Raw genomic sequence first — 18,719 nt, forward strand, 5'->3', positions numbered from 1 at the left:
CCTCACTTATAAAAATTGGGGAGTTCCTTCTGAAATATCGTTAAATTAGTATGCTAGCTTATTATGAATTATAACATTTTTTTAAGATATTGTCCTGTATATGAATTCACATTTAAGGATATTTCTTTTGGAGTACCACTGCACAAAATGCTACCTCCCTTATCTCCACCCTCCGGACCTAAGTCTATAACATAGTCCGCGCACTTTATAACATCTAAATTATGCTCAATTACGACTACTGTATTCCCTGAATCTACAAGTCTTTGAAGTATTTTGATAAGTTTACTAACATCATCAATATGAAGTCCTGTAGTAGGCTCATCTAAAATATAAAAGGTCTTGCCAGTGCTTCTCTTAGATAATTCAGAAGCAAGTTTAATTCTTTGAGCCTCGCCACCAGACAATTGTGTTGATGGTTGACCTAGCCTTACATATCCGAGTCCAACATCCATCAGTGTTTTAAATTTGCTAGAAATTCTAGGAATATTTTCAAAGAACTTTACAGCTTCCTCAACAGTCATATTTAAGATTTCATCAATATTTTTCCCTTTATACTTAACCTCTAAAGTTTCTCTATTATACCTTTTCCCTTTGCAAACCTCACAAGGCACATACACATCAGATAAAAATTGCATTTCTATTTTAATTATTCCATCACCCTTGCAAGCCTCACATCTTCCGCCCTTTACATTAAAGCTAAATCTACCTGGCTTATAACCCCGCATCTTAGCTTCTGGACTCATTGAGAAAACATCTCGAATGATATCAAATACTCCTGTATATGTAGCTGGATTAGATCTTGGAGTACGCCCTATAGGACCTTGGTCAATATTTATAATTTTATCTATATTCTCATATCCTAAAATATCTTTATGAAGTCCAGGATTCTTCTTAGATTTATTCACCTTTTTATTAAGACCTTTGTATAGAATTTCATTAACTAAAGTACTCTTTCCAGAACCTGAAACACCAGTGACTGCAGTGAATACACCTAGCGGAAAGTCCGCGCTAACATTTTTAAGATTATTTTGCCTTGCATTAAGTATTTTTATACTATTTCCATTAGATACTCTCGTCACCTTCGGAACATCTATCTTCTTTTTACCACTTAAATATTGACCTGTAATTGACCTCTCACAGTTTTTTATATCCTCAATTGTTCCGGTAGCCACAATTTCTCCACCATGTTCGCCAGCTGCTGGCCCAACATCTACAATAAAATCTGCTGCCTTCATGGTATCTTCATCATGTTCCACCACAATTAATGTATTACCTATATCTCTTAAATGCTTTAACGTCTTTATAAGTTTATCATTATCCCTTTGATGAAGACCAATACTAGGCTCATCTAAAATATATAAAACTCCCATAAGGCTTGATCCTATCTGAGTAGCTAGCCTTATTCTCTGCGCTTCTCCACCAGACAATGTACCTGCCGCTCTAGCTAAATTCAAATAATCAAGTCCTACATCCCTTAAAAAATTAAGTCTATCATTTATTTCCTTAAAAATTTGATTAGATATAATCTTATTTTTCTCTGATAATTTGATATCTTTTAAAAATATAACTTCATCTACAATAGACATTTGACAAAACTCGCTTATATTCTTATCCCCAACAGTTACGGCTAGTGCCTCTGAGCTCAACCTTGCCCCCTTGCACTTAGGGCATGCATTATCACCCATATATTGTTCAATTTCTCTTTTTATATAATCTGACGAGGTTTCAAAATATCGTCTTTTTAAATTGTTTATAATTCCTTCATAAGAATGATTAAAAGTACCTGATCTAAACTCCTTAACATACTCCACCTTAACTTTTTCTCCATTAGTTCCGTACAGTAATATTTTAAAGATTTCTGGTTCATAGTCTTCTATAGGCGTATCTAAGCTAAACTTATATTTTTCACTTATTGCCCGAAGCACCGAAAAAGTCCAGGAATCCTCCTTAAGACTACCTTCCCCAAAAGACATAATGGCGCCGCCTTTAATACTCTTACTTTTATCTGGTATTATTAAATCCTCTTCAATTTCCATAAGAGTACCAAGGCCGTCGCAAGTATCACATTTACCATATGGAGAATTAAACGAAAACATCCTCGGAGCCAATTCTCCAAGGCTAATGCCGCAATCAATGCAGGCAAAATGCTCACTAAAAAGAATATCTTCACCACCAGAAATGCTAGCAATTGCAGTCCCCTCTGCTAATTTTAATGCACTCTCTAAAGATTCAGAAAGCCTCCCTCGAACTTCTTCTTTTACAGAAATTCTGTCTATTACTATCTCTATATTATGTTTCTTAGTCTTTGCGAGTTTTATTTCCTCTTCCAGAAGCTCTACAGTAGTACCATCTATCCTAGCGCGAACGAAACCATTTTTTTTAATATTTTCTATTATCTTGACATGTTCACCTTTTTTCCCCCTTATAACAGGAGATAAAATTGAAATCTTAGTTTTCTCTGGCATATCCATTATTCTATCCACCATCTGGTCTACAGTTTGCTGAGAAATCTCCTTACCACATTTAGGACAATGAGGCGTCCCTACTTTAGCATAAAGAAGTCTCAAATAATCATAAATTTCAGTTACAGTACCCACTGTGGAACGTGGATTTCTGTTAGTAGTTTTCTGATCTATAGAAATAGCAGGAGATAACCCCTCTATGTACTCAACATCTGGCTTATCCATATTACCTAAAAATTGCCTTGCATATGCAGATAATGACTCCACATACCTTCTTTGCCCCTCTGCATATAATGTATCAAAAGCAAGTGAAGATTTACCAGACCCTGAAAGTCCAGTAAACACTACAAATTTATCTCTCGGTATCTCCAAATCAACATTTTTTAAATTGTGAACCTTAGCACCCTTTATAAAAATTTTATCCCTCATATTTTCCTCCTCTGTTACAACACAATTATATATTTTTAATCTGCTTCTTGAGTTTATAAATTATATCGCGAAGCTGCGCCGCTCTTTCAAAATGTAAATCCTTAGCTGCTTGCTTCATCTCATTTTCATACTTATCCATTAACTTTTTAGTTTCATCGTAATTCGCATCCATTGCAGCTTCAAGGGTTTCATATACCTCTTTATCTTCCGCAACTGTTATAGATCCGATTACTTCCCTAATATCTTTTACAATAGTGGTTGGCACTATATCATGTTCTTCATTATATTCCATCTGAATTCCTCTACGCCTTGTAGTTTCATCCATAGCCTTTTTCATAGATTTTGTAATTTTGTCTGCATACATTATTACCTTGCTCTCTGAATTTCTTGCAGCTCTTCCTATTGTTTGAATTAATGAGGTTTCAGAACGTAAAAACCCTTCTTTATCTGCATCGAGTATTGCAACAAGGGCTACTTCTGGAATATCTAATCCTTCTCTCAAAAGATTTATACCTACTAGCACATCAAAAGTACCTAGCCTAAGATCTTGGATAATTTTCATTCTTTCTATGGTATCAATATCCGAATGTAAATATGTAATTTTCATATCCATTTCTTTAAAGTATTTAGTCAAATCTTCTGACATTTTTTTTGTAAGGGTCGTAACTAAAACTCTAAAGCCTCTTTTTATTGTTTCCTGAATGATCGCATATAAATCATCTATTTGCCCCTTAACAGGCCTTATAACTATTTCAGGATCCAATAACCCTGTAGGTCTTATTACTTGTTCTGCCACATTCTCACTATGTTCTGCTTCATAAACGTTTGGAGTTGCACTTACAAAAATCGTTTCATTCATAGTACCCTCAAACTCCTGAAAAGTTAGCGGTCTATTATCATAGGCTGACTTAAGTCTAAATCCATAATCAATTAAATTAGTCTTTCTTGATTTATCCCCACCAAACATAGCTCTAACCTGCGGAAGAGTTACATGGCTCTCATCTATAAACATTAAGAAATCCTTAGGGAAATAATGCATCAATGTTTGAGGTGCTGTTCCAGCAGCCCTGCCATCTAAAATTCTAGAATAGTTCTCTATACCAGTACAGTAACCAACCTCTCTCATCATTTCAATATCATAGTTTGTTCTTTGCTTAAGTCTTTGTGCCTCTAAAGCTTTATCCTCTGAAGTAAGCTCCTTTAACCTCTCCTCAAGCTCCTGCTCTATTTGAGCTATGCCAAGTTCCAATTTATCCTTGGATGTAGCAAAATGGGAAGCCGGGAAAATAGATACATGTTTTAGGCTTCCAATAATTTCTCCTGTAAGAGAATCAAATGATCTAATCCTTTCTATCTCATCTCCAAAAAACTCTACCCTAATTCCTTCACTTGACGATGAAGCAGGGAATATATCTATAGTGTCACCTCTCACTCTAAAGGTTCCGCGAATAAAATTAATATCATTTCTTTCATACTGTATATCTACTAACTGTCTTATTACTTCATTTCTATCCTTTTCCATGCCAACCCTTAATGACACTGTAAGTTTTTTATACTCCTCGGGGTTACCAAGTCCATATATACATGAAACCGAAGCCACCACAATAACATCGTTACGCTCTAGTAATGCCGATGTAGCTGAATGTCTTAATTTATCAATATCATCGTTAACAGATGAATCTTTTTCTATAAATGTATCCGTCTGTGCAATATAAGCCTCTGGCTGATAATAATCATAATATGAAACAAAATACTCAACACAATTATCAGGAAAAAATTCTCTAAACTCTGAGCAAAGCTGTGCTGCTAAGATCTTATTATGAGCAAGCACCAATGTAGGCTTTTGAACTCTCTCAACAATATTAGCCATGGTAAAAGTCTTACCTGACCCCGTTACTCCTTTAAGAGTTTGAAACTTTTTACCTTCTTCAATTCCGCGCACAAGACTATCAATTGCCCGTGGTTGATCTCCAGTAGGTTTAAACTTTGAATGTAACTTAAACTCATGCATAAAATCACCGCCTTGTATTCCTTCTTCTGAACATTTGTTCGTTACTTCTATTTTAACTATAAATTTTTAATATGTCAATATATCCTATACTAATTCACAAAAACTATTCACCTACTATAAATTAAAAAAATATATAGATTATAATTAACACCCTTCATAGTTCTTTCAATAATATTTCTTGCTAATTTACCGTTAAAAATTTTCATTAGTTGCATTTTATTCTAAATTATAAATATAGATACTATATATATATAATCACCTATTTGCATCTAGACAAAATTAACGATTAATATTAGTTGATTCTCATTAAATAATAATATACTGCATAAAAAAAATATTTTAAATGGAGGAATTGTTGTGAGTATTATGAATTCTGTAGAAAAAGGTGTAAAATCTAAAATCATGGAGACTTTAATTAATTATCTAGAAAAGAACCCAGAAAGAAATGTTGATAAAATTTTTGATACTATAAAAAAACTAATAAAAGATGAGTCTCAACTAAAACAAATAGATTTTGTCTATAGTTATTACAAGAGTAACCCACCAACACATGAATATATACAAAATATATTAACTAATACAGACACAAAGTGTCTTAAGAAATTGGTTACTAATTTCTTTGCAAATGCAAATTGGTATGCTGGTGCAAAACGCAACAAATTCTTAACTGACGAAGATACAAAAATACCATTTGTTTTGCTAATCAGTCCATCTATGAGATGTCCTTTGCACTGCGTTGGATGCTATGCATCTAATTATAGTAAAGATACTGATATTCCACCTGTAGAAGTAGAGAGATTAATTAAAGAAGCAAGAGATTTGGGAATATACTGGATAATAATACTTGGGGGTGAACCTTTCTATAATGACTATCTGCTCGATATATATGAAAAATTTGATGACATGATGTTCTCCCCGTTTACTAGTGGCATTCTTATAACTGACGAAATTGCCAATAGGATACAAAAATGTTCAAATGTATTCCCAATGCTCTCGATTGAAGGCTTTGAAGAAGATACAGAATCAAGAAGAGGAAAGGGTACATTCGCAAAAGTTATACATGCTATGGATATGCTTAAAGAAAGAGGAGTTTTATTCGGAGTTTCAACATGTGTTACAAGAACTAACATAGATGATGTATTATCTGATAAGTTTACTGATATGCTAATTGAAAAAGGTTCTAAATTAAGTTGGTATTTCTTGTTTATGCCGGTAAGTTCACATCCACAGTTTGATATGATGCTTACACCAGAGCAGAGAATAAGACTTGGAAGAAGAACTAATGAAATAAGAACAACAAAACCATATTTTACAATTGATTTCTTTAATGATGCTCCACTAGTAGGGGGATGTATAGCCGGTAAATACTTCTTTCATATCAATTCGAAAGAGGACGCAGAACCATGTATATTTGCACACTTCTCAACAGTTAATTTAAAGGGAAGACCATTAATCGACGCTTTTAGGGATCCTTTCTTTAAAGAATTAAGACATAGACAGCCCTATAACAAAAATATGTTAAGGCCATGTATGATGATAGATAATACCAATGTAATAAGAGATGTATGTCAAAAGGTTGGCGCTAAACCAACTGATGCTGCTGGAGATGTTATGCTTAATGACAAAGAATTCCATGAAAATATTGACAAGGTTACAAATGCTTTCACACCTTACGCCGATAAAGAGTGGAAGGAAACTTTTAATGAAAAAGGAAATGATGAATTATCAAAAGGTTAATTATGAACTTTCTCCTGCGTGACTCCAAATAAGAGGTTGAAACGTGAAATTCCATTAAGGAATTCTAATCTTTTCGAATATAAAACTCCCCGGCGCTCACATTCGGCGTCCTGCCTCAGGTTCGCTAGCCTGACTTCCTGTCAGGCTCACGAGAATTTTATATTGGAAAAGAAGAATTTCTAAATGGAATTTCAATGTTTCTGCTTCTCTTATTTGGAATCACTTCCGGAGAAAGTTCATACTATTATGCATATCTATATCCACAGGTGGGACTCTTATGCTACCATGGGACTATATTGTCGGGCGGAAAAACATGAATTTCTAAAAACAGTTTTCTTTTTTATTTGTAAGTCCCCCCCGTTGATGTGTTTTTATTATCTTCAAATGATAATATTTTTACAAATGGGGGCTTTATTTTTGCAGTGTTTTCTTAGCTTGATGGCTATGTTGCCGTACCCCTATATAGTGTTCACTATTCGTGTATAGTGCATCAATCCCAAAATCAGCAATGCCTTTTGGGTTGATGATAAACTCCTTTTCAATAGATATATTTCTAAGTCTTGGAGTAAATCTGAAACCTAATAAATGAGTTAATCCAAATAATTGCTTTTATGTTTTTCAGAATATTAATTATTCTTTATTCTGTACTATTAAGTCTTTGAATAACGCTTGTTTTTGATGATTTATAATAACAGCAAATAGGAACTAAAGCTGTTATAAAAATTAATGGAATAATACAAAGGAGTATTGGCGTCAAGGTGAACCTCCTCGTAAAGTAATAAAGATCAGAACCCATGGCAGGAATTAATGTAATATTAGTAATGCTTGCAAGTATTATAGATAAAATCAATCCAAGAATAGCATATCCGGCTCCTTCAAAAATCAACATAGAGCGCATTTGTTTTCCAGTCATACCAACTGCTTGCAGCATTGCAAGTTCTCTTTGTCTATTAATAATTGACATCATCATAGAATTGATAAAATTTAATATACCAATTACTGCTAGAATAACACACAATGAACCTCCCACAACATTATGCATTACCACAAGCTTATGAAATGTATTCCGCAAAGTTAATCTTGACCAAAAGTCTAATGATGGTTCTATATTAGTACAATACTGTTCAACCCATCTTTCAGTTATATCAAGATGTTTGTCATCTACATTAAAAATAGTACGCATTGGTTTACTTGGTCCAAAGTTAGATAAAAATTCACTTGAAGAAAGTATATATTCTAATCCTAAATCATAATGCTCAGGTGAATTAAGCGCTTCTGGATAATCCACAATTGCTAAAACTTTATATTTTTTTTTCTTATCATTTCCCAAATCAACATCAATGGTATCGCCAGGTTTATATATGCTACTGCTTCCATTTCCAATCATTTTACATGGGGTTACATAAATACCATCTCCATTTGTCCAGCTTACATTATCCAATTTTCCACTTAGTAGTTTAATAGATTCCGCCGGCCAAGTATCAAAACCCAAAGTATTAACTACTGAAACTTTTTTTACCATTGCTTGAGAATTCATAAAATCCATCTTTTTTTTATTGTCCCATGAATCAATCTGTTCTTTAAGACAAGTATAGGCATCACTACTGAGAGACTGGTGATTTTTAAAAAGATAAACATTTCCACTTTTCTCAAGCCCTGCTAATGATTTAACCTTATCAATAAAATTGTTACTTACACCATTTGTATTAAAAGGAGTTGAGCTATTAATGATGGATGTATCCGCAACTGAAAAATCAGATATACTAGTACTAGCTACAAACTTGTCAAAATCAAAAGAGTGGACAAAAGTATAAGTACTATTAAGAAGTACTAAGCTGAGTGAAAAAGATAAAACAACTAGGATAACTTTTTTTCTATTTCTTCTCAGATTTGATATTGCTATTGTGTAAGTTTCTACTTTATGGGTGCGTTTTCTTTTATTTTTAAATTGAGCTTTTGAATTTATTTCTGTATAACGCATTGATTCAATTGGAGACACTTTTGATGCTAGTATAGCTGGCTTAATACAGCTTAAATATACAGTTAACAAACTAAAAGCACTTGCAGTGATAAATATTAGAGGATTAGCCGTTGTAATAACATGCATATCTTCACCTAAAATATTAATAATATATGGAACTAAAATACGCCCGATAGGCCATCCTATCAATAGCCCTAGTGGAATACCCATGCAAGATAAAATCAGAGCTTTCAAGCGAATAATTTTTCGTATTTGTTTTGAAGTTGTACCTATTGTTTTCAATAATCCATAAGAACGAATGTCCTTAGCAACTGAAATATAAAAAATGTTATAAATCAACAAATATGCTGCCACGAATATAACAATTATTGCAAGAATAATAATTGCTATATTTTGAATATCAATTTGAGCAGTATCATATGCCCAATTAATACCTATTGGTACATTTAAATTATATTTCTTAGCAAGATTATTGATGTTTCCTTCAATATTCCAAACTGTGGGAAACATAATCGCGCTATCGATATATCCATTAGAACGATTTACAGTACCATCAGAAGGAATATTTAAAAATGGTGCAATTTCATTAGCATATGGCTGTGAAAGCCATATTGTCTGCCTATAAGATACATCATCACCGCGCCATATACCCGATAATGTAAAAGTGTCAGTGGAGGTTCCAAAATCCGTTTTTACACTTAATTTGATTTGCTGCCCTAATTTATGAGGAACACCCAGTTTATCAAGAACAAGAGTGCTTGTAGCTATTTCTTTTTTTAAATTGGGCATTTTACCCATTGCGGGAAAATTAAAGGTCCACTTTGCATATTTATCTTCACCCCATCTTACTTCCGTGGGTAACTTCTGAAATGGCGAACCTTCTGCATTCCCAATAATGGTAGAATATGAAATATCTCTAACCATACTATCCTTTGAGATTTTTTTAAATTCCTCTATTGTTAAATGCTTTAATCCAGCATGAGCTGATGTACCTACTTTACGCTTATCACTATCTTGCATAGATTCTCGCAAACTCCCTGTGATAGTAAACATACTTGTAAATAGAAGTGTTGATAAAGCAATGGCTATAATTGCAATATAGTTTTTACTGGATTTAAGAGTACTCCATGTTAGCTTTTTAATAGAATTTCCGTTATTATTTTGAAACATATTTATACCCCCTTTATACCATAATTTTACCATCTTCAATACGTATGATTCTGTCAGCAAGCTGAGCAATTTCATTATTGTGAGTAATCATTACAATTGTCTGATGGAATTTCTTACTGCTCATACTAAGAAGTCCCATAACATCAGCACTGGTCTTGCTATCCAAATTGCCGGTTGGTTCATCAGCTAATAAAATAGCGGGTTTTGTAACTAATGCCCTTGCAATAGCTACTCGCTGTTGCTGACCGCCTGAAAGATTATTGGGCATATTTTGAATTTTATGTTCCAGTGCTAACATTTTTATAATTTCATTCATAAAAGACTTGTCTACAGTTTCACCATCCAACTCTACTGGTAAAACAATATTTTCATATACATTCAACATTGGCATAAGATTGTAGTTTTGAAAAATAAATCCAATATTGCGACGCCGAAAAATTACAAGCTGATCATCACTCATGTCTGCTAACTCCTTATCTTTAACCATAACACTACCAAATGTTGGATTGTCTAGTCCTCCTATCATATGTAGTAATGTAGATTTACCACTACCAGATGTGCCTACAACAGCTACAAATTCACCTTTTTTTACATTAAAGTTTATTCCATCTAAAGCCTTTGTAATGTTTGGCTTTATACCATAATATTTTTTCAAATTAGTTGTTTTTAAAATACTCATATGCAAACAATCCTCCCAATTAATGAATTAATCACAGAATATCACTAAAAGGTTACAGAAATATACCAATAAAAAATTATTAGTTATAAATTTGTAACCTTTTTAAGTTATTAAGCAAGCTATAAAACTATAAATTTATCTATTGGAAAGAAAGACCGAAAAGGTTGAACCTTGTCCATAATTAGATGTTACTTTAATATATCCACCCTGCATGATGATAATTTTCCTGGCAAGATACAAGCCAATACCAATGCCTGGAATATCATGTACTTCGTCCTCACGGTAAAAACGTTTGAAAATTTCAGCTTGATGGTTTTCTGAAATACCTTTGCCGTTATCTGATATATCAATTTTCGTATACATTTCCCATACTGTAACAGTTACATGAATTTTGCCACCTTTAGGTGAATATTTTATGGCATTATCGAGGATGTTAAACAATGCTTCCGTTGTCCATTTCCTATCATGTGAAACCATCAAATTCGTAGTGCAATCAATTACAATCTCGATATTATTCTTTTCAGCCATAAACAAAGTACTACCCATTACCGATGCAAGTGTTTCATAGAGAGAACAGTTCTTTTTTTCTAAGGTTATAATTCCAGTTTCCATTCTTGAAGTCTTGATCATTGCCTGCATAAAGAAGTCCAACTTATCAAGTTGACCATTCATTGCTTGCAAAAATTCAATTTGCGCTTTTTCTGGTAACTTACGTTCTAATAAAGTTGAATTAATCATTTTCAAATTTGCAATAGGCGTTTTTACTTGATGGGAAATATCTGAAATTAATTCTTCTAAATCTGCTTTTTCACGGACAACACTACAGTTACTTTCTTGCATAATTTCAAACAATCTTGATATTCTATAATTAATTCGTGACAACAAGGTATCTTCTTCTGAATTAAATTCAAAGTTATTATCACCTGCTGTGATATTCTTTAAATTTTGGGTAATACATGAAGTAAATAGTATTAATTTTTTCCTTACTAAAAATATAAGCAACCCAATCCATATGTATATACATGAAAGAAAAACACCTCCTCCAAAAATCAATATAATATTGCCTGTGATTAGATATGCCATGATAAGGAAAACTATTGATGTTATAAGTATCCCTAGGCTTACAAAAAGGCAAATATTTCGAATAGATAATTTTTTTGAAGTCATTTCCTATCACTACTTATCCACATGTACCCCATACTGTATACGGTTTTAATATATTTATGATCAACTAGTTCAATTTTATTTCGTATACGGCTCACAACCGTAGTTAAAGTATGTTCATCTACAAAGTTTCCTTCAGAATCCCATAACTTTTCTAAAAAAATTTTTCTCGTCAATACTATTTTTGGGTTTTCTACAAATAATTTCAAAGTCCGATATTCCATTGGCGTAAATGCAATCATTTTTCCACTTAGACTGGCTGACAATTGAGAAAAGTTAATACATAAATCTCCATCATCATAACAATCAGTTTCAAGCGGCCTTTCAAGACGATTTAAAAACACTTTAACTTTTTTTTGAAATACACTTAAATGAAAAGGTTTAGTCACATAGTCATCCGCTCCTAAATCAAAACCTTTTAGCATATCCTTTTCCATATCATTAGATGTTAAGAAAATCACAGAAGTCTTCTCATGTAATAGTTTAATTTTTTGACATAGGTCAAAGCCATTGCCATCTGGCAAATTCACATCTAAAATTATAAGATGATATTCCTTTTGATTAACATAATTTATAGCCGCGAATGTGCTTAGAGCAGAATCCACTTCATACCCTTCCTCATTTAAATTATAAGATAATGTTTTGTTTAATAAAGTGTCATCCTCGACAACTAATATCTGTTTCATTATTTCACTCCTTAGAAGGTTTTCTTCTATTATACCGTATATTAAACACCATTAAATTACATGGTAAAAAATCTGTTAAAAAAGGTAAAAAGACTGTTGTTTTAATTTTAGAAGGGATCAAAATATCTCAATCAGAACTGGAAAACCTGGTAAGTTGGGATTAGCTTATGAAGGAATTTAACGACATTTCAGCTCCGCAGGAGATGAGTTAATACAAAATTTATAGAAAATACACAAAACAAACAAAATAGACATTATATTGACACCTCGTTGACACTCCCAATTGCTATGATTAAAAGATAGAATCGATAAAAATAAATTAATGAGGGAGATATTAAAATGAAAATTATATCTATAAAAACCAAAATTCTATCTGGCTCACTAACAGTTGGAATACTTTTATCATCTGCGAGTACAACTTTCGCAGCAACTTCTAACCCATTAAATATTGGTAAAAAAGCGCCTTTCACAAATGAATGTAAAAAAATAGACACTAAAATAAAACAGGGTTTAGGCGCAAATGTTGAAAACCTTGTAACTGCTAATACTATAACTCAAACTGATGCGAATAAAATTAAAGCTGTACTAAATAGATCTGAAGGTTCAGAAAAAACTAAAGCTATTACTACTCAAGGAAGTAAACTATATATGGATAGTAACAAGATAACTCATATAAATCCTCTAACATCCCTTGTAAGTAATGGGACTATAACTCAGTCTCAAGCCGATAAAATTATACTGAAGCAATTACATCTATACCACACTAGGGTGTTACATAGTTTACTTTAAAAATCCACTCAATATGAACTTTCTCCTGCGTGACTCCAAATAAGAGGTTGAAACGTGAAATTCCATTAAGGAATTCTAATCTTTTCGAATATAAAATTCCCTGGCGCTCACATTCGGCATCCTGCTTCAGGTTCGCTAGCCTGACTTCCTGTCAGGCTCACGAGAATTTTACATTGGAAAAGAAGAATTTCTAAATGAAATTTCAATGTTTCTGCTTCTCTTATTTGGAATCACTTCCGGAGAAAGTCCATATTATTATGCATATCTATATCCACAGGTTGGATGAAATCTAAGGGCAGAAAAAAAAGTTATCCACATTATTTACCACAAACTGTTTCCTATATAATAGAAAAGGGGCTTGCCAAGGGTATTCCTAGCATGCTCCTGATTTTATATTTAAAGATTTATTTTCAATCATTAACCATATAGAAAATATAATTTCAAATAATATCATAACTATTGAAACCACCACCGCACTAAACATAATTCCGATAATAAGTGTAGTCAGAGATATAAGTACAGACATCACTAAATATGCCTTTGATTGATATAATCATCCAAAAGGTAGCAAATGTGCGCCGAAGATAATTGCTAAAACCATTACCATTTTATCTGGAACTGTTGGGTATACCCACATAGCAATTAGTATATATAGAAATTGATTACATGAAAATAAAATCCCTAATTTATTTAAAGGATTATCACTTGTTGAAAACTCGGCTTTTATTACCCTTGAAATCATATATGCAAGTGGTGGTAGCGGTGCTGTAAAACAGAATGTCAGTAAATTTTTAGTTGCAATATTTTTTATTGGTAGCAACCATACAACTAGCACAGCGCACCAAATAATCACAGATGCTATAATAAAATGTAGCCCCTTTTTACCCCTTTTCGAAATATCAATTCTTAATTCATCTAATTCCATCCCTTTTCCCCCTACTATAAATGTATATTTCTTTAAATAACTTTATTTTATTATCATTTAAATTCAATATAATTTTAACTATAACTTCTATAAAAAATTGAAATTTAAGCCCTCCCAGTTAGGCTAAATCCGCATCGTCTATACCACATAGAACAATACATACAAAAACATAATTGCTTAATTAAATTTAATTAAATTTAGTTAAATATAGTTAAATTTAACTAGCTGCTTAACAACACGTATAAATCAACTCTTTAAGTAACATTTCACGATCTTTCCAAACAAAGATTAAACCATCCAAGTGCAAAGAGTATAAAATATATAAAAAAATTTATAATTCCCACCACCATTTAATCTTTCACTAAAAATATTAAATACATATTACTATTCTCGTAATTTAAAAATTTAATAAAAATAAGTTTATAAGTAAAGATAAAAATATTTTTGAATTTTACCATTCAAGTAGGACTGCTCCAGAAGAAAGCCCAGCACCAAATGCTACAAAAAGGATAATATCACCTTTATTTATCATACCACTAATTAAAGCTTCATCTAATGCAATTGGAATAGTAGCTGCAGTAGTATTAGCGGTTCTATCTATATTTATATAAAATTTACTCTCATCAATATTCATCTTTTTAGCTACTGACTTTAAAATTCTTAAATTAGCTTGATGTGGAATGATCAATTTAATATCGCTTATTGAAATATTAGCTTTATCTACAACTGCTTGTGTTGCTTCTATAAACGCTTTTGTAGCAAATCGCAATACTCCTTTGCCATCCATAACTACTTTTTGATTTTTTTCATTTTTATCTGTGAAAAATGGTGTGGATTCTATTTTATTATAGCATGTGAGAACATTATCATGGTCTATAACACAATCTAAATGAGTAGCTATAATCCCTGTTTCTTCAGTATTTGATAATATAACAGCACCAGCACCATCGCCAAAAAGTACAGCGGTTGACCTGTCTTGCCAATTTACAATTTGACTGTTTGTATCAGCACCAATAACAATTGCGTTCTTATAATTACAATTTTTCATTAAACTTTCTGCCACAGTAATAGCATATATGAAACCTGAACAACTAGTATTCATATCAAATGCAACAGCACTTTCTATTCCTAATTCTTTTTTTATATTTGCTGCTACTGTTGGTACACATACATCTGGTGTTCCCGTAGAGCATATAACTAAATCTATATCCTCTTTTGATAATCCACTATTTTTTAATGCTATTTCAGCTGCATTTACACCTAAACTTGTGGTCGTTTCAGTTGTAGATATATGTCTCTCTTTAATTCCCGTACGAGTTGATATCCATTCATCATTAGTATCTAGAATTTCTGACAAGTTATCATTTGTTACTAATAATTCAGGTAAGTAACTACCAGTAGAAATAATCTGTATTCCCATTTATGCACTCCCTTACTTATGTAAACATTGAAATATTTACATACTTTCTATTAATTATAGTATAGCATAGATTATATATTGCGTAAAAAATACAATTTCATGGTAATTTTATATACTTTTTAACTAGGGATATATAAGCATTAAAAAATATGGACTAATTTACTATAACGGTTTCAACTAGTATTTAAAAAAATTCTTTCAACTTATGCTTCTTTCCCATAATTAATTGGTACATTTCCATATGCGGTATTAATTATTGGGCTTTTATAAATAAAAGGATTTTATACTATCTGCTGTCTGTATATCATATTTAATTTCTGGAAAAACTTTTTTAACACTGATAAAATACCAAAACCCCTGTAAAGTATATATATAATACTTTATAGGGGTTTTCATATTACAAATGTAAGGTATATACTTTATCTGTCTTTTAGTTTAAAATCTAGAACTTTTGACAACGAATTTATGTCTCCTTTAAATGGGAAACAAAGTAGTTTGTTTTCATTTTCAAAAACCATAAGAAATGGTGCTTCACTTTCGGGTATAATTATATAAACTTCATTTATAAGTGCGTTTAAACATTCTCTCTGTACCTTTACAGGTGGATCAAGCGGGATTTTAATTGCATAACCATCATCTGTAAGAGGGTCGCTTTTAGCATAGATATTATCAACATTCTTTATAAAGTTTGCAACCATATTATGAATTTCTGGATTTAACTGAACTACTTTCACCACCTTTCCTTGCTTTGGATCAAAAATTTCAGCATATTTTAATCCTTCAGCATGAACTACTGTTGAATTAAACAACATAATAAATAAGAACATAACTGACAGTGTTTTTTTAATCATAAACATCACCCATTTATTAATGTTCCCATAATGAATTGTAGTTATGTTACAGGGATTCATTTAATAGAAAAATTTAAAATTTATTTATCTAAAATCACAGCTTTTGAATATTTAAGAAATCCATTATCCATATTTAAAACTACCATTCCTGTTTCATTCAAATATTCAACATATGACCTAAGCATTCTTACTATTGTTGTATATCTATATTTGCTTTTTACATTAATATTAAAACTTATAATAACAGCCTTTAGAATATCCTCCATTGTCATAGTACCATCTATGACATTATATATTCTTAATGCTCTATCCTTATAAAAACTTATATTGTCAGCTATAAGTCCTGTAATATCATCAAATATACCTTTGTGTGCCACTACATATTTGCTATATTTTAGATCATAAAGTTTTAATTTACTTAACAAATCCACACTCAGTATATAAGCGTAAGGCATTTTAGCCCCCCTCATGACTTCATAGCTTATGAGTGAATCTCCCAAATATGCAACATCATCAGGAGTAGTAATGCATATATGTGCAGGACTGTGCCCTGGTGTATGAATAATTCTAAATTTAACACCACACACAGTTACGCTATCTTGGTTGTCCAAAATCATAATATCTGTTTCACAAACCATATCCCCAAAATGCTCTGTAACATCGGATAATGTTTGGCTACTGTAATAGAGCTTTAGATTAACCGTTGAACTGCAAATAAGAGCTTCATAGGATGGCATAGCAATAATACAGTTATATTTTCCCTTCAAATATGCATTATTTCCTACATGGTCTATATGAGCATGACTGCAAATTATGGCGACTACCTTAAAGTTGTTTTTTAAAAGAAGCTCATCTATTCCTTTTCTTTCTCCTTGTGCCCATCCTGAATCCAACATAATAATTTCTTCATGATTAATTTTATAAAAAGGTATGTATGTCATTCCAGTATCAATACAAAATGTATTTCCCTTTATTTCTTTTATCTCCATATATTCACTTTCTTCCTTTTATACTCATTTATGTGATTACCTATTAATGGCTATGTATCTAATATATAATGTAATTGAAAACATTATAACAAAATACCTTAGATTTCTCTAAGTCATTTTGTTATTTTATAAACTATTATTTTACTAAAGTAATACGTTCCAGTGTTAAAAAACTGTATGGTGTTGTTTTATCATCATCAATATAACCAGTTTCTTCTTCTCTAATATTCCACTCCAAATAATTCAGCTCTGGGAAGAATACCTCAGCATCATATTCCTTATGCACTTTTGTTAAATGTATTTTATTACAATGGGGCAATAATAACTTATAAATCTCTCCTCCCCCTATAACAAAATATTCTTTACTTTCTTCTAAAGACTCTAATAATTCTTCCTTAGAATTTAAAACAGTAACTCGTTCATCATTTACTACAAAATTCTTATTTTGAGTAATAACTATATGGTGTCTTTGAGGAAGAATACCCGGAAGAGACTCAAATGTCTTTCTTCCCATTATAATAGTATTTCCACTTGTAATCTGTTTGAATCTTTTTAAATCTTTTGAAAAATGCCAAAGTAATTTATTATTTTTCCCTATAGCAAAATTTTCTCCAATAGCAACAATACACGTAAGCATTATACAGCCACACTCCCCATATTTATTTTCCCAAGGTGTTTATAATCTATTAGTTTAACATCTTCAGGTGTAAAGTCATAAAAGCTTTTAATTTCTGGATTAATCCAAATCTTAGGTGCTTCTAAAGCTTCTTCTTTTCTTGAAATCTGTAATTTTAAACCTTCAATATGATTTTCATATACATGTGCATTATTTATAACATGAGTAAATAATCCTGCTTTGAGTCCTGTAACATGTGCTATCATATGAACTAATGATGCATATTGACTTGTGTTAAATGGAATTCCGAGGGCCGTATCTCCAGACCTTTGTATTAACATACAATTCAGCCTTCCATCAGTTACATCCCACATAGTTAAAAAACAGCAAGGTTGAAGCGCCATTTCAGGAAGATCTTCTATATTCCATAAGTTCATCATCATTCTTCGGTCTTGAGGATTCTTTTTTAAAGCCTCAATAAGTGTATCAATTTGGTGATACTTAGCTATTTGAAAACCATACGCCTTCCCTATTGTGCCATCTTCCAAAGCCCATTCATCCCATATATGTACATTTTGTTCTTGAAGTTTTTTAACATCATTAGATTGGTCTTTGAAAATCCAAAGCAATTCTTTTACCGCAGTTTTAAATGCAACAAATTTAGTCGTTAATATTGGAAATTCTTCTTCTAAATCAAATTGCATAATTTGGTGAGGAAGTTTTAAAGTTGCAACCCCAGTACGATTTTGGTCATAATATCCTTTTTTAATAATTTTCTCTGCCATTTTAATATATTGTCTATCCATTTCA

Annotated in this window: 13 protein-coding genes and 1 pseudogene; 2 read left to right on the top strand and 12 right to left on the bottom strand. The window is 31.8% G+C overall.

Features of this window, described 5'->3' with window-relative positions:
• Positions 1 to 68 precede the first annotated feature (68 nt).
• Both uvrA and uvrB read right to left on the bottom strand, forming a co-directional pair.
• A complete protein-coding gene (gene uvrA / locus ACWJKS_RS15705; RefSeq protein ID WP_462959939.1) occupies positions 69 to 2,891 on the bottom strand; it encodes an excinuclease ABC subunit UvrA in 2,823 nt (940 codons plus the stop codon).
• Positions 2,892 to 2,916: 25 nt separating this feature from the next.
• Positions 2,917 to 4,902, bottom strand: a complete 1,986-nt coding sequence (gene uvrB, locus ACWJKS_RS15710) for an excinuclease ABC subunit UvrB (RefSeq protein ID WP_462959940.1) — start codon at positions 4,900 to 4,902, stop codon at positions 2,917 to 2,919.
• A 357-nt stretch (positions 4,903 to 5,259) separates the two neighbouring features.
• Here uvrB and ACWJKS_RS15715 point away from each other — a divergent pair, with 357 nt between their 5' ends.
• Positions 5,260 to 6,639, top strand: coding sequence for a radical SAM protein (locus tag ACWJKS_RS15715; protein ID WP_462959941.1), 1,380 nt, complete (start codon positions 5,260 to 5,262; stop codon positions 6,637 to 6,639).
• 637 nt (positions 6,640 to 7,276) lie between these two features.
• On the opposite strand, the gene ACWJKS_RS15720 is transcribed toward ACWJKS_RS15715, so the two are convergent.
• The 4 genes from ACWJKS_RS15720 to ACWJKS_RS15735 all read right to left on the bottom strand — a co-directional run bounded on the left by ACWJKS_RS15720 (position 7,277) and on the right by ACWJKS_RS15735 (position 12,319).
• On the bottom strand, positions 7,277 to 9,790 hold the full coding sequence (locus ACWJKS_RS15720) for an ABC transporter permease (protein WP_462959942.1): 2,514 nt from the start codon (positions 9,788 to 9,790) through the stop codon (positions 7,277 to 7,279).
• A 13-nt stretch (positions 9,791 to 9,803) separates the two neighbouring features.
• Positions 9,804 to 10,469: an ABC transporter ATP-binding protein gene (locus tag ACWJKS_RS15725; RefSeq protein ID WP_462959943.1), complete on the bottom strand. Its 666-nt coding sequence runs from the start codon at positions 10,467 to 10,469 to the stop codon at positions 9,804 to 9,806.
• A 135-nt stretch (positions 10,470 to 10,604) separates the two neighbouring features.
• Positions 10,605 to 11,552 carry a sensor histidine kinase gene (locus ACWJKS_RS15730; protein WP_462959944.1) on the bottom strand — a complete coding sequence of 316 codons (948 nt, stop codon included), beginning with the start codon at positions 11,550 to 11,552 and terminating at the stop codon, positions 10,605 to 10,607.
• An 80-nt stretch (positions 11,553 to 11,632) separates the two neighbouring features.
• Positions 11,633 to 12,319, bottom strand: coding sequence for a response regulator transcription factor (locus tag ACWJKS_RS15735; RefSeq protein ID WP_462959945.1), 687 nt, complete (start codon positions 12,317 to 12,319; stop codon positions 11,633 to 11,635).
• Positions 12,320 to 12,658: 339 nt separating this feature from the next.
• On the opposite strand from ACWJKS_RS15735, the gene ACWJKS_RS15740 reads away from it, so the two are divergent.
• Positions 12,659 to 13,108 carry a hypothetical protein gene (locus ACWJKS_RS15740; protein ID WP_462959946.1) on the top strand — a complete coding sequence of 150 codons (450 nt, stop codon included), beginning with the start codon at positions 12,659 to 12,661 and terminating at the stop codon, positions 13,106 to 13,108.
• 373 nt (positions 13,109 to 13,481) lie between these two features.
• On the opposite strand, the pseudogene ACWJKS_RS15745 reads toward ACWJKS_RS15740, so the two are convergent.
• The 6 genes and pseudogenes from ACWJKS_RS15745 to ACWJKS_RS15770 all read right to left on the bottom strand — a co-directional run bounded on the left by ACWJKS_RS15745 (position 13,482) and on the right by ACWJKS_RS15770 (position 18,715).
• Positions 13,482 to 14,033 (bottom strand): annotated as a pseudogene (locus ACWJKS_RS15745) (DUF7010 family protein).
• A 451-nt stretch (positions 14,034 to 14,484) separates the two neighbouring features.
• A complete protein-coding gene (locus ACWJKS_RS15750) occupies positions 14,485 to 15,453 on the bottom strand; it encodes a beta-ketoacyl-ACP synthase III (protein WP_462959947.1) in 969 nt (322 codons plus the stop codon).
• 419 nt (positions 15,454 to 15,872) lie between these two features.
• Entirely contained in the window at positions 15,873 to 16,304 is a 432-nt protein-coding gene (locus ACWJKS_RS15755; RefSeq protein ID WP_462959948.1) for a hypothetical protein, read from the bottom strand.
• 80 nt (positions 16,305 to 16,384) lie between these two features.
• Positions 16,385 to 17,293: an MBL fold metallo-hydrolase gene (locus ACWJKS_RS15760; RefSeq protein WP_462959949.1), complete on the bottom strand. Its 909-nt coding sequence runs from the start codon at positions 17,291 to 17,293 to the stop codon at positions 16,385 to 16,387.
• A gap of 136 nt (positions 17,294 to 17,429) precedes the next feature.
• On the bottom strand, positions 17,430 to 17,930 hold the full coding sequence (locus ACWJKS_RS15765) for a dihydrofolate reductase (RefSeq protein WP_462959950.1): 501 nt from the start codon (positions 17,928 to 17,930) through the stop codon (positions 17,430 to 17,432).
• Positions 17,930 to 18,715 carry a thymidylate synthase gene (locus ACWJKS_RS15770; RefSeq protein WP_375294772.1) on the bottom strand — a complete coding sequence of 262 codons (786 nt, stop codon included), beginning with the start codon at positions 18,713 to 18,715 and terminating at the stop codon, positions 17,930 to 17,932. The genes ACWJKS_RS15765 and ACWJKS_RS15770 overlap by 1 nt, the downstream gene beginning before the upstream one ends.
• Between the last annotated feature and the right edge of the window lie 4 nt (positions 18,716 to 18,719).

The sequence above is a fragment of the Clostridium sp. CM038 genome (assembly GCF_055081105.1).